This is a genomic window from Wenzhouxiangella sediminis, from assembly GCF_003410055.1.
GTDB lineage: Bacteria > Pseudomonadota > Gammaproteobacteria > Xanthomonadales > Wenzhouxiangellaceae > Wenzhouxiangella > Wenzhouxiangella sediminis.
Genome location: NZ_QUZK01000037.1, coordinates 25690 through 38545, shown reverse-complemented (window position 1 = coordinate 38545; position 12856 = coordinate 25690). Strand labels below are relative to the sequence as shown.

At 68.1% G+C, this 12856-nt stretch carries 10 protein-coding genes; 3 read left to right on the top strand and 7 right to left on the bottom strand.

The features are described 5' to 3' along the window. Positions 1-76: 76 nt before the first annotated feature. Entirely contained in the window at positions 77-568 is a 492-nt protein-coding gene (locus DZC52_RS08790; RefSeq protein ID WP_116650910.1) for an RNA pyrophosphohydrolase, read from the bottom strand. Positions 569-641: 73 nt separating this feature from the next. On the opposite strand from DZC52_RS08790, the gene DZC52_RS08785 reads away from it, so the two are divergent. Beyond that, a complete protein-coding gene (locus DZC52_RS08785; protein ID WP_116650765.1) occupies positions 642-1613 on the top strand; it encodes a FecCD family ABC transporter permease in 972 nt (323 codons plus the stop codon). 268 nt (positions 1614-1881) lie between these two features. Continuing rightward, the gene (locus tag DZC52_RS08780; protein WP_116650764.1) at positions 1882-2688 is read left to right on the top strand and encodes an ABC transporter ATP-binding protein; all 807 of its coding nucleotides are present in this window, start codon (positions 1882-1884) and stop codon (positions 2686-2688) included. A 144-nt stretch (positions 2689-2832) separates the two neighbouring features. Here the strand turns inward: DZC52_RS08780 and DZC52_RS08775 are convergent, their stop codons facing one another. The 5 genes from DZC52_RS08775 to DZC52_RS08755 form a co-directional block, all read right to left on the bottom strand. Beyond that, positions 2833-3864, bottom strand: coding sequence for an efflux RND transporter periplasmic adaptor subunit (locus tag DZC52_RS08775; RefSeq protein ID WP_181918860.1), 1032 nt, complete (start codon positions 3862-3864; stop codon positions 2833-2835). A 26-nt stretch (positions 3865-3890) separates the two neighbouring features. After that, a complete protein-coding gene (locus tag DZC52_RS08770; RefSeq protein ID WP_181918859.1) occupies positions 3891-6959 on the bottom strand; it encodes an efflux RND transporter permease subunit in 3069 nt (1022 codons plus the stop codon). 110 nt (positions 6960-7069) lie between these two features. Beyond that, on the bottom strand, positions 7070-8287 hold the full coding sequence (locus DZC52_RS08765) for a multifunctional CCA addition/repair protein (protein ID WP_116650909.1): 1218 nt from the start codon (positions 8285-8287) through the stop codon (positions 7070-7072). 25 nt (positions 8288-8312) lie between these two features. Further along, a complete protein-coding gene (locus DZC52_RS08760; protein WP_116650761.1) occupies positions 8313-9269 on the bottom strand; it encodes a complex I NDUFA9 subunit family protein in 957 nt (318 codons plus the stop codon). Between the two features lie 45 nt (positions 9270-9314). After that, the gene (locus DZC52_RS08755; RefSeq protein WP_116650760.1) at positions 9315-11252 is read right to left on the bottom strand and encodes a transglycosylase SLT domain-containing protein; all 1938 of its coding nucleotides are present in this window, start codon (positions 11250-11252) and stop codon (positions 9315-9317) included. A gap of 55 nt (positions 11253-11307) precedes the next feature. On the opposite strand from DZC52_RS08755, the gene DZC52_RS08750 reads away from it, so the two are divergent. Next, positions 11308-12093, top strand: coding sequence for a sulfite exporter TauE/SafE family protein (locus tag DZC52_RS08750; RefSeq protein WP_116650759.1), 786 nt, complete (start codon positions 11308-11310; stop codon positions 12091-12093). Here the strand turns inward: DZC52_RS08750 and DZC52_RS08745 are convergent. After that, complete coding sequence (locus tag DZC52_RS08745) at positions 12037-12852, bottom strand: endonuclease/exonuclease/phosphatase family protein (RefSeq protein WP_245960792.1); 816 nt, start codon at positions 12850-12852, stop codon at positions 12037-12039. The genes DZC52_RS08750 and DZC52_RS08745 overlap by 57 nt on opposite strands. Positions 12853-12856 lie beyond the last annotated feature (4 nt).

The following is a 12856-nucleotide window of genomic DNA, read 5'->3' as shown; positions in this document are numbered from 1 at the left end:
ACATTCGAATTTCGAACATTCGGGCTTGTTCGGCACTTGGTGCTTGGTATTTCGAATTTTCGACGCAGCAGCCCGATCAACGGCTCCGCCTTTCGACGCCATGCAGCATCGGTTCCAGGTGCTTCAAGGCGCGGACGTACACGCGTCGCTTGAACGGAATCACGTGCCGCACGGGATACCAGAAATCGACCCAGCGATAGCGGTCGAACTCCGGCTTGTCGGCAGCCTCGAGGTCGAAAGCGTGGTCGTCGGCCAGGAACTGCAGCAGGAACCAGACCTGCTTCTGGCCGACGCACACGGGCTTCTGATGGCGGCGCCGATACCGCCTGGGCAGGCGATAGCGCAGCCATCCGGGCGTTTGACCGAGCACTTCGACGTGGTCGGGCGTCAGCCCGGTTTCCTCGCCGAGTTCTCGGTACATGGCCTCGATGGGCGTTTCGTCGGTGTTCATGCCGCCCTGCGGGAACTGCCAGCCATCCTTGCCGGCACGACGCGCCCAGAAAACGCGCCCATCTTCCCGAGCCAGCACGATCCCGACATTCGGTCTGAAACCGTCCGGATCAATCATGGTGATGGTCATCGCGGCCGGCTATCATACCGGGCCGCGGAAAGATTCAACTGTCTCGAATGGTAATCAATTCATGGCGAGTGCACCAGTCACGAAGACGCTGATCGCCTGGGCCGGTCTCCTGCTCCTGCCCCCGGCGGCCGTGCTGCTGGCCGCCAGCTGGGGCAGCGGCGGCTGGGCCTGGCCGTTTGCCGCCGACGAGGCCATGCAGCGCGTCATCGGCGAGCTGCGCATTCCCCGGGCGATCGCCGCTCTCGTCACCGGTGCCCTGCTGGCACAGGCGGGCTGCCTGATGCAGGTCCTGCTGCGCAATCCGCTCGCCGACCCCTACGTGCTCGGGCTCTCCGGCGGCGCGGCCGCCTTCGCGCTGATCGGCATGAGCTTCGGCCTGAGTTTCCTGCCGGTTCCCGTCCTGGCTTTCGGCGGCGCGCTGCTGACCATGATCATCGTTTTCGTGCTGGCGCGCGGGCGCGGGCCCTGGAGCACCACCCGCGTGCTGCTCACCGGGGTGGTCGTGGCCGCCGGCTGGGGCGCGGTCATCTCTCTGATCCTGGCGACCGGTTCCGACGCCAGCCTGCGCTCGATGCTCTACTGGCTGATGGGCGATCTGAGCTATACCAGCCTGTCGGCCTGGTGGCTGCTGCCGCTGGCCGCCGGCGTGGGCCTGCTGTGGCTGCGCGCACGCAGCCTCAACGTGCTCAGCGGCGGCGAACTTCAGGCCGCCCTGCTCGGCGAGTCGGCGCGAACGCGCTTCTGGGAGATCTACGTCATCGCCTCGCTGCTGACCGCGTTGGCCGTCTCCCTGGCCGGGGCGATCGGCTTCGTCGGCCTGATCGTGCCGCACCTGATGCGCCTGCTCGTCGGCGCCGACCACCGGGTGCTGCTTCCCGCCTCGGCCCTGTTCGGCGGCGGCTTCCTGGTTCTGGCCGACACCGCCGCGCGCAGCCTGCTGGGCCCGCGCCAGTTGCCGGTGGGCGTGCTCACCGCCCTGATCGGCGTGCCGCTGTTCCTGCTTCTGCTCTACCGGGCGGCCCGGATTCGCTAGTGTACCCCGTCATTCATTGTGTAACTTATAGAGCGTGCCTGAGCCGACAGTGCAAGGCGCGACCCGCAGTGAATGGCAAGCCCTTTACAAGGGGCGCAACGCCGCAATGTCGGTTCAGGCACGCTCCCGAAGGGCGAGCCGGAGAGCATTCATCTGCGGCGTTCTGTCTCTTGAAAATGGCACCACCATTCCCTGCGAGACAGGCCTTGCAGCTAAACGCTCTCCGACTCGCTATAAGTTACAGAATGAGTGACGGGGTACACTGGCAATGATTCCGGCCGCCCAAAGCCCGCTGGTCGTCGAGGACCTCGATGTACGCATCGGCCCGGTCGATGTCGTCCGCGATCTCAACCTGGCCGTCGGGCGCGGCGAGTTCTGGGGCCTGCTCGGCCCCAACGGGGTCGGCAAGACCACCCTGCTCAAGACTTTCGCCGGGGTGTTCGAGCCCGAGCGCGGGGGAATCAGCCTGGACGGGAAGCGCATGGACGAGCGCAGGCGGCGCGACATCGCGCGCCGGCTGGGCATGCTGCCCCAGCACACCCATTACGCGTTCGACGCCACCTGCCTGGAGACCGCCCTGGTCGGGCGCCACCCGCACATCAAACCCTGGGCGCGCGAATCGCGGGCCGATCACGAGCGAGCCCGCGACGCCCTGGCCGACCTGGAAATGCTCGAGCTTGCCGGGCGCAGCTGCATGGACCTGTCCGGGGGCGAATCGCGGCGCCTGGCCCTGGCCACCCTGCTGGTCCAGGACCCGCAGGTGATGCTGCTCGACGAGCCCACCAACCACCTCGACCCGGCCAACCAGGTGACCATCCTCAACGTGCTGCACCGGCAGGTCGTCGAGGCCCGCAAGTCGGCGGTGATGGCCCTGCACGAGGTCAACCTCGCCACCTGCTACTGTTCTCACGTGCTGCTGCTCTACGGCAACGGTGAATGGGATGCCGGTCCGACCGATGAATTGCTCACCGCCGAGAACCTCTCGCGCCTGTACCGCTGCCGCGTGCGACTGATCGACGACGGCCGCCAGCGCGTGTTCGCCGTCGCCGGCGGCTTCGATCGACAAACCAGATGAGCATCCACGCGACGGCCGGCGCTGCCTGCTGGTCGCCGACCACGATCCGGAAACGCGAATCGACCCGAAGCAAAGCGAAGCGTCATCCCGAACCCGGAACCCGGAAATCCTGAAACCTGAAACCTGAAACCTGAATGGTTTCGATCAAGTCCCCCGAATCTCCACCTCCTGCCCGTCCCGCAGCCGCTCGTTGCCGCGCACGACGATTCGATCCCCCGCCTGGACCGGACCGGCGACCTCGATCCAGTCGCCCTGACCGATGCCGGTCGAGACAGTCGCGCGCCGCGCCGTGCCGTCTTCCTCGATGACGAACACGGCCGTCCCGGAACCGCGCAGCACCAGCGCGTCGCGCGGCACGGCCAGCACCTCGCGCAACTCAGCGGTGGGAATGGTTACCCGCGCGGTCTGGCCCACCGGCAGCGGCCGCTCGATATCCAGGCGCAGCTCGAAGACGTGAAGGTCTTCGTTGCCCACGCTCACGACGGTGCGCAGCGGCGCGTCGAAAACCTCGCCCTCGGCATTCAAGGTGAGTTCGTCGCCGGGCTGTACGAAACGGTAGTAACGCAGCGGTGCGCGAGCGACGACCTCCAGCCGATCGGGATCGACCAGGCGCAGGATCCGCGCGCCGATGCCGACGCGTTCGCCGGCCCGGGCCACGCGTTCAACGACCACGCCCGGAAACGGCGCGCGCACGCGGGTACGCTCGATCTGGTCCTGGAGCTGGGCCAGGCGGGCGCGCGCGACGGCCAGGTCGCTTTGCGCCATGTCGCGTTCCGATCGGGTCTGGTCGATCTGGCTGGCCGCCGCCAGGTTGGTCTCGGCCAGGCGCTGAACCCGATCCAGCTCGGCGTCGAGAAACTCGAGGCGCGCCTCGCCGCGGGCGATTTCCGCTTCCAGTTCGGCCACGCGAAGCTGCAGCGTGGTGTCCTCGATGCGCGCGACCACGTCCCCCTCGGCCACCCGGCTGCCGACGTCGGCCACTTCCACGAGCCGCCCTTCCACTTCGGCCGACAGACTGGCGTCCGAACGCGACAGTACGGTACCGGCCACCTGCATGGTGGGCGCCATTTCGCGCTGCTCGGCTGCGGCCACTTCCACGGTGGGCGCACCGCCGAACTGAGCCCAGGCCGGCACGGCCAGCACAAAGGCGGCGAGCGCCAAGATCGTTCGATTCATTGCCATTCCCTTTGTCATTCCGTTTCTCATGCCGGCACCACCTCGCCTGCGGCGCGGCTCTGTTTTTCTTCATTCATTCTCAGCAGCGAGGGCAGCAGCACCAGCGTGAACAGGGTGCTCACCGCCATGCCGCCGACGATCACCGCGGCCAGGCCGCGATACAGCTCCGTGCCCGCGCCGGGCAGGACCAGCAGCGGCAGCATGCCGAACACGCTGGTGGTCGTGCTCATCAGGATCGGCCGCAGGCGCAGGCGCACGGCCGTCTCGACCGCCTCGCGCCGGCTCAGGCCTTCCTCTCGCTCACCGTCGCGGGCGCGGTAGACCAGCAGGATGGCGTTGTTGACCACCAGGCCGAGCAGGATGACGAAGCCGATCATGGTCAGCATGTCCATGGCCTGTCCGGTGATCCAGCCCGTAACGCGCAGGGCAACGATGCCGCCGACGGTGGCCATCGGGATGGTCATGAGCACCAGCAGCGAATCCTTGAACGATCGGAACAGCGCCGAGATCAGCAGGTAGAGGATCACGATCGCCAGCAGGAAGCTGCCGGCCAGGTTGGAAAGCGTCTCGCCCAGTGCCTCGGCCGTCCCACGGTAAGTGATGACGCCATCCGGAGGCAGCGCACTTCGAATCTCCGGCTCGACTTCTTCCTGCAGGAAGGCCAGCGCAGTCTCCATGGGCATGCCCGACGGCGGCGTCACCTGAAGCGACAGTGTGCGCCGACGGTCGACGCGGCGAATCTGGTTGGGGCCGGCAGTCCGCTCCAGGTCGGCCAGTTCGCCCAGGGTCGCGATGCGACCCGAAGGTGTCGCCAGGGGCATGCCCATCAGCTCTTCGGGCGTGACCCATTCTTCGCCGCGCAGGATCACGTCGAGCCGGCGGTCGCCGTCGAAATAGTCGCCCAGGTACGCGCCGTTGCCGAAGGCACGCACCAGGGTGGCCACGTCGCCGCGGGTCCAGCCCAGCTCCGCGATGCGCCGGTCGTCCGGCTGCAGGCGAAGCTCGGGTTCGGCCAGTTCGAGGCCGGGCTGCGGCCGAATGCTCGCGCCGGGCATCTTCTGCTGGATCAGGCCGAACGCGGTCTGGCCGGCGCCGAGCAACTCCTCGACATCGGCGGCCTGCAGATCGATATCGATCTGTCGACTGCCCCGTCCGCCGAAGATGGGCGAACGGCTGGCGCGGCCGAATGTGTCGGGAAAGCCGGTGAGAATCTCGTTGTTGACCACCGCCAGCAGCTCGTCGACCTCAGCCTCGTCGGCAGCCCGCATGCCCAGGAAGGCACCGGTGCCGAAAAAGCCCAGGAAGGTGTTGGCGATGGCCGGCTCCTTCTCGCCCCGGATGTAGGGGATGAGGCGTTCGTTGAGCGGCTTGACCAGTTCTTCCTCGGCGGTGTCGGGCCCCATGCCCGAAGGCGTCTGCAGGAAGCCGAAGATGAAATTGCGCTTGCCCTCGGGCAGGTAGTCGGCCGGCGGCACCAGCAGCGCACCGATCACCAGGGGCACGACGGTCAGCCCGGCGATCCAGCCCCAGCGCCGGCGCGGGGTGTCGGTCAACGCCATGACGAAATCACTGGCCTTCTGCCACCAGTGGCCGTGGCGATCCTCGAGCTTGGCATCGCCGAGCAGGCGATAGCTGGCCGTGGGCAGCACGACGATGGCGACCAGGAGGGAGCAGACGATGGCCGCGGAAATCACGACCGCCAGGTCGGCGAACAGCTGACCGGCCTCGTCCTGCAGGAAGATGACCGGCAGGAAGATCGCCACGGTGGTAGCCGTGGAGGCCAGCAGCGCGCCCCAGACCTGGCCCGTGCCGCGGTCGGCGGCCTCCAGCGGGGCCCGTCCCTGCTCGCGCTGGCGCACGATGTTCTCGAGTACCACGATGGCGGCATCGAGCACCATGCCGGTGGCGAAGGCCAGGCCCGCGAGCGAAATGACGTTGAGGGTGCGCCCGACGCCGTCGAGCACCAGGAAGGCGAAGCAAAGGCAAAGCGGAATGGCCAGCGCGACCATCATGGTCGCCCGGAGCTTGCGGAAGAACCACCACAGAACGAGCACGGCCAGGCTCATGCCCACGATCAGGTTGGTCGCGACCATGCCGACCGACTGGCGGATATAGACGGTGTCGTCGCTGACCTGCTCGATATCCAGGCCCGCGGGCGTCAGGTGGCTACGCCGGAGCTCCTCGATCGTTGTCTGGATATCACCCATCACCTCGAGCACGTTCACGCCCGGCTCCGCAATGACGTTCATGGCGATCGAAGGGCCGCCGTTCTGAGTCATGACGCCCGAAGAGTCGCGCATGACGCGCTCGACTCGGGCCACGTCGCGCAGGTAGACGGGACGGCCCTCTCGCCAGTCGAGCACCAGGTCCTCGAGATCGGCGATCTCGTACTGGCCGGCAAAGCGCAGGGTGTACTGCCGCCGACCGACTTCCTGGAAACCGCCGGAAACGTCGTTGTTCTGCCCCAGGCGTTGACCGATGCGGGTGAGGTCGACACCAATCGCGGCTGCCTGGTAGGGATCGAAGGTGATACGCACCTCGAAGGGCCGGCCGCCGCGCGGATTGGCCGAGGACACGCCGGGAAGGCGTTCGAGCCGCTCCTTGACGATCTCGTCGATGAAATCCTGGTACTCGATGATCGGCCGATTGTTGTCGGGCATCGGCCGGATGGCAAACCAGGCCACGGTGTCGCCGAACTGGTCGGAGCCGACGCGCACAGTCGGCTCGGTGACATCGGCGGGATAACGCGGCACCTGGTTGAGGCGGTTGATCACCTCGATCAGCGCGCGATTGAGATCGGCGCCGACGTCGAATTCCAGGCTGATCGAACCGCGTCCCTGGCTGGCCGTGGCAGTCATTCGCTGCAGGCCGGGCACGTCCCGAAGCTGGTTTTCCTGCGGCTCGATGATCTCCGACTCGACCTCCGACGGCGCGGCTGCGCGCCAGCCGGTGGAAATCGAGATCGTCGGCCGGTCGATATTGGGTGTCATCTGCACCGGCAGGCGCGACAGGCTAAGCAGCCCGAAGATCACCAGCAAAATGCAGCCCACGGCCACGGCCACCGGGTTGCTCAGGCCAAGTCGAGTCAGGGGCAAGACGGTTTCTCCGCTGTCATTCGTTCTTGTCAGGGCCGGGCATCATCCCTCGGGCCCGATCAGGGGATTGACAACGTCCGGCGCGAATGGTGCCCCCCGATGGCGGAAAATCAGCCGACTTCCTTCAGTTCTGCGACGCGCTTCACACGCTCGGCATGGATCGCCTCGGCGACCGCAGGCCCTTTCAGTCCGCGCTCGACGAAGGGCCGGGCACTGACACCGACGGCCCGGGCATGGGCGCGCCTGAGGAATCCGGCCTGCGGGTAGGTCTCGCCCTCGCGCCCGGTTCGGCCGCGACGATCGGCCTCGCAGGCCAGCAGGAAGGGCTCGAGGCGTTCGGGTCGGCGAAAGGCGTCGAGGCGCTCGAACAGGCGCACTACCGTAGACGGTTTCAGCTCGAGCGCGCGATGGGCGACGAGATGGTGCTCGCCGACCAGCAGGGCCATGTCGCGGCACTCCACGCTCACGCGCAGGCGCTCGCAGACCGCGCGGATGGCCGGCAGCCCGGCCTTTTCGTGGCCGACGTGCCGGGGCAGCTCGTCGGCCGGCGTCAGGCCCTTGCCCAGGTCGTGCACCAGGGCGGCGAAGCGGGCCGGCAGCGAACCGCCAAGGCGGGCGGCCTGGTCGACGACCATCAGGGTGTGGACGCCGGCGTCGATTTCGGGGTGGTGTTCGGCGACCTGGGGTACGCCGAACAGGCGATCCAGCTCGGGCAGGATCACCGCCAGGGCGCCGGTGTCGTGCAGCAGCTCGAAGCATTTCGAGGGGCGCACTTCCATCAGGGCCGAGGACAGCTCCTGCCAGACGCGCTCGGGCACCAGGTGGTCGGCCTCGCCGTCTTCCACCATCCGTCGGCACAGGGCGCGCGTTTCCTCGGCCACACTGAAATCGGGAAACCGCGCCTGGAAGCGGGCCAGCCGGAGAATGCGCACCGGGTCCTCGCGGAAGGCAGGCGACACGTGGCGAAGCACGCGGGCTTCGAGGTCGCGGCGGCCGCCGAAGGGGTCGACGATTTCGCCCTCGGCGTCTTGTGCCATGGCATTGACGGTCAGGTCGCGCCGTTCGAGATCGTCCTCGAGGCTGACCTCGGGCCCGGTATGGAACACGAATCCGTGGTAACCGCGGCCGGCCTTGCGTTCGGTGCGGGCGAGGGCGTACTCCTCGCCGGTTTCCGGATGCAGGAAGACGGGGAAGTCGCGCCCCACGGGCCGGAAGCCGCGCTCGCGCATGACCTCCGGCGTGGCACCGACGACCACATAATCGGCATCGGAAGCGGGCCGTCCGAGCAGGCGGTCCCGCACCACACCGCCGACGCGGTAGACGGCCAGCCCGGCGGCCGGATCCCGGCGCGTGTCAGGTTCGCTCACGCCGGGCCTGGCGGCGGAACTGCTGGTAGCGGGCCTGCTTGCCGACCGGCCGCAGCCAGCTCGTGGCCCGCTCGGCCAGGCCCCAGGGACGAATCCCGAGCGCCTTGAAACCGTCGCTCTGGCAGAGACTGTCAATCTTGAGCGACTTGTAGTTGTCGCTGGAAAACGGCTTGCCCGGCACGAAATCGAAGACCATGCCCTGCAGGCGGCCCAGGAAATCGGGCAGGCCGATGACGATCCGCCTGAGCTCGAGCTGGTCGCGCAGCCAGCGCACGATCCCGATCAGGGTCCATTCCTCGGAGCCGCAGAGTTCGTATGTCTGGCCGGCCGTTTCGTCGTCGGCGAGGACGCGCACGAAAGCCTCGACCACGTCGTCGATGAACACCGGGGCGAATTTCGCCTGCGGCCGGGCCAGCGGCAGGACCGGGCTGATTTTCAGTAGACCGGCGAAGCGATTGAGAAAACTGTCGTCGGACCCGAAGATGGTCGAAGCGCGCAGGATGGTCCCGGCCAATCGACCTTCGCGGTCGGCCGAACGCACCCGGGCCTCGCCTTCGCCGCGCGTGCGCAGGTAGTGGCTTTCACCTCGTCCGGCATTGAGCCCGCTCATCTGGATCAATCGCGGCACGCCGGCCTCGACGCAGGCCTCGATGAGTTTCTCGACCAGCTCGACGTGCACGCGCCGGAAACCCGAGCCGCCAAAACCGCGTTCGTTGAGGATGCCGACGAGATTGATGGCCACGTCGTGCCCGCGCAGCTCCTCGACCAGGCGCTCGCTGTCGAAGGGATCGAACTGTCGAATCGTCGCCTGTGGAATCACCCACAGGTGCTTGCAGCCCGGGGCGTAGCGTGTGACCACGCTGACCTCGTGTCCCTCCCGAGCCAGACGTCGCGTCAGGTGCGAGCCGACGAAACCCGAACCGCCCAGAATCAGAACCTTCATGATCGCTCCGGCCTTGAGTGTCGTTCCTATTCTACCGGTCGACCGTCACGGCGGGCACACGAAGCCGGCCGCCGGGCCGGAACCGGGCCTGATCTCGGCGGCAAGCAGTTGCGGCCGGCGCTCCAGCTGCCATTCGTAGATCGTGGCGAAGGCCAGCACCTTCGGAACGTAGTCGCGCGTCTCGTAGTACGGCAGGGTCTCGATCCAGACGTCCGGCGGGGTGTCGGGACGTTCATCGACCCAGCGCTCGACGGCGTTGGCGCCGGCGTTGTAGGCAGCGGCCACCCGTACCCAGTTGCCGCCGAAATCGCGATGGAGTTCGCCGAGGTGGGCGATGCCCAGCGGCACGTTGACCTCCGGATCGGTCAACGACTCCGCGCCGTTGTAGCGCAAGCCGTTGCGGCGGGCGACCGCCTGCGCGGTGCCGGGCATGAGCTGAAGGAGACCCAACGCCCCGGCGTGCGAGCGCGCGTCGGGCTGCATGGCCGATTCGGCCCGCATCAGGCCGTAGGCCAGGGCCGGGTCCACACCGTAGCGCTTCGCCTCGGCGAGCACCGTGCCCTTGGCGGCCATGGGGAAACGCCAGGGATAGGCCTGGCGACGCCCGGCCTGGTTGAGCGCGACAATCGAAAGGTGGTGCCAACCGCGGCCGGCCGCGATCAGCGCGGCCTGCTCGATCTCGCGGTCGATCAGGCGACGCGACAGGTGCCGCCAGGTGCTGCGGGCATGCCAGGGCAGGCCGGCGTGGAAAAGCTCGAGCACCCGCTCGAATTCCGCGTCTCGCAGCAAGCGGCGCTGGATGGCGTCGTCGGAATGAAGCGTCTCGTCGCACAGGCTCAGCGGCTGGCCGAGACGACTGGCGGCGAGAAAGCCGTAATAGTGCGCTTCGGTACTCAGCGAGGTGAAAGCCAGCATGGCTTCGGGGCGCTGCAGTTCCGCCAGCGCTCGCCCCCGCCAGTAGCGCCAGCGCGCATCCGCCTGCTCGCGCAGGGACATGGCCTCGATGCTGGCAAGGACCTCGGACCAATTCGATTGCGACATGGCGGCGCGTGCGCGCCAGGCCAGTATCTGCTGATCCCGGACCGCCTCGGGCAGGGCGTCGATGGCCCCGATCGCGCCCTTGTCCAGCGCCACGGCGCGGAACAGCGCGATCTCGCGTTCGACGGCCGCGGCCTGCGAATCGCTCCAGGCGAAGTGCCGCGAAAGCACACGCCAGGACTCGGACGCAGCCTCCCAGTCCGAGCGCGCCAGGCGCTCGAGCCCCCACTGGATGACCAGGCGGGCGTAGTCCAGGTCGCGCCACTGGCGCGCCTGCCGCAGCGTTGCGTGGGGTCGCTGTTCGACGGCGATCCAGCGATCGGCCCATTCGCGCTCGTCGGCGGGGAGGTAGCGGCGCAGGTAGCGTGCCAGGCCGGTTTCGCCGGCATCCAGCGCCAGCCGGAAGCGCCGCCAGGCGGTATCGGCGTCGGGCTCGCCCTGGCGCCGCCACCAGGCGAAAGCCTCGTCGCAGGCGTCGGGCCGGGAGCGGCCCGACAGCCACAGGTCGCGAACCTCGGGCACGAGGCCGTCGGTGCGGCCGAGCCGGATCTTCGCGCGGGCCACGTGGCAGCGCACCTCGATATCCCGGCTGTCGCCCGTGCGGGCCAGCAGCCGGTCGAAAGCCTCGCGTTCGCCCAGGCTGCGCAGCCAGGCGCGCTCGAGCTGGTCGTGGAAGGACCAGTCGCGATAGCGGGCGAGGAACTGGGTCATGACCGTTTCCGGCACCCGGTCGATGCGCTGCCGGAACAGTTCGAACTGGAGATACGGCGTCAGGGCGTAGTCGGGCAACGCGGCAATCGCCCGGACCATGCCGGCCTGGTCGCCGCGCTCGGCCGCCTGCCAGCCCTGCCGGAAGGTTTCGCGCTGCTGTTCGAGATCGGCCAGCGCCGGCATGGCCCCGAACAGGGCGAATACGGTGACCACAACGAGCCTGCTTGCTTTCATCGCCTCAACGCTCCACCATTCCGGTCATCCTGCAACGAGTCCGGCATCCTGACAAGTGCTCCTGTCCCTGGTTTTCCTGTTGCTGATCGGCCTTGCGGCCGGCACGCTCGCCGGACTGCTCGGGATCGGCGGCGGGCTGGTCATCGTGCCCGCCGTCACCGCCCTGCTCAGCGCGCACTCGGTCGACGAGAGCGTCGCCGTCCCGGTCGCCGTGGCCACATCGCTTTCCACTATGTTGCTGACTGCCGTCAGTGCCGTCTGGTTCCATGCAAGACGCGGCGCCGTCGACTGGCCGACCATCTCCCGGCTCGGCAGCGGCGTGGCCGTTGGCGCGGCCGCGGGGGCCCTGCTGGCCACCCTGGTCTCGGGAGAGACCCTGGCGCGCGTTTTCGCCATCATCGCGGCGATCATCGGCGTGCGCATGATGCTTGCCGAAACGCCCCGTCCCGCCGCGCGCGAACCGTTTCCGCGCCTGTGGTGGCTGGCGGGACCGCTGATCGGCGCAGCGTCGGCGCTCGTGGGCATCGGCGGCGGCACCTTCAACGTGCCCTACCTGACGCGAAACGGCTATGACATGGTCCGGGCGGTGGCCAACGCTTCGGCCTGCGGCTGGCCGATCGCCCTGGCCGGCACGGTGGTCTTCATCGCGCTGGCGCCGACGGGGCCCGGTCCAGGCCATCTCGTCGGCCATGTCTGGTTGCCGGGAACATTCGCGATCGGTCTGGGCGGCGTGCTGGCCGCCCCCCTGGGCGTGACCCTGGCGCATCGCCTGCCGGCGGGCGCTTTAAGACGAGTATTCGGTGGGGTACTGATTCTGGTCGCTGCCCGAATGGCCTGGTAGGGCGACGTCGTCGCCGAGATCCACCGTCATCGACAGGGGCTGGTGATCGGAAAAGGTCACCGGAAGCGCCCGCAGTTCGCTGATTTGCATGTTCGGGGAGACCAGGATGTGGTCGATGGCGCGCTGCGGCTGCCAGGAGGGAAAGGTCAGGACCGGCTCGCCCGGACGAACCAGGCCTGCCTTGTCACAGAAGCTTCGCACCTCGCGCGAACCGGGCCCGCTGTTGAAATCGCCCATCACGACCACGTGCGGATAGGAGCGGACCAGGGAAGCGACGTAATCGAGCTGCTGTGCGCGCGCGCGGCGCCCCAGCGCCAGGTGGAGCACGACCAGCCACAGGGCCTTCTCGCCCGCGCCGAAACGGACCACCATGGCGCCGCGCCCCGGGATCGCGCCGGGCAGGCGGTGCTCCTCGATCTCGCTGGGTTCGATTCGGCTGAGCAGGCCGTTGCCGGCGTGAGCCACGATGCCGACCTTGCGGTTCCCCTGGTGGCTCCACCAGGGGAACTGGGCGTGCGTCGCCAGGTACTTGGCCTGGTTGAGGAAACCCGACCGCAGGCTCCCGCAGTCGACTTCCTGCAGCGCGACGATGTCGTAGTCGCGCACCAGCTCGGCGATGGAGTCGAGGTTGGCGACGCGCTGGTTGTTGGGCAGAACCTGCCGCCAACTGCGAGTGACGTACTCGCGATAGCGGCCGGTCGAGGTGCCGGCCTGGATGTTGTAGCTCAGCAGCTTCAACTGCCGGCCGGCGCCGCCCACGACG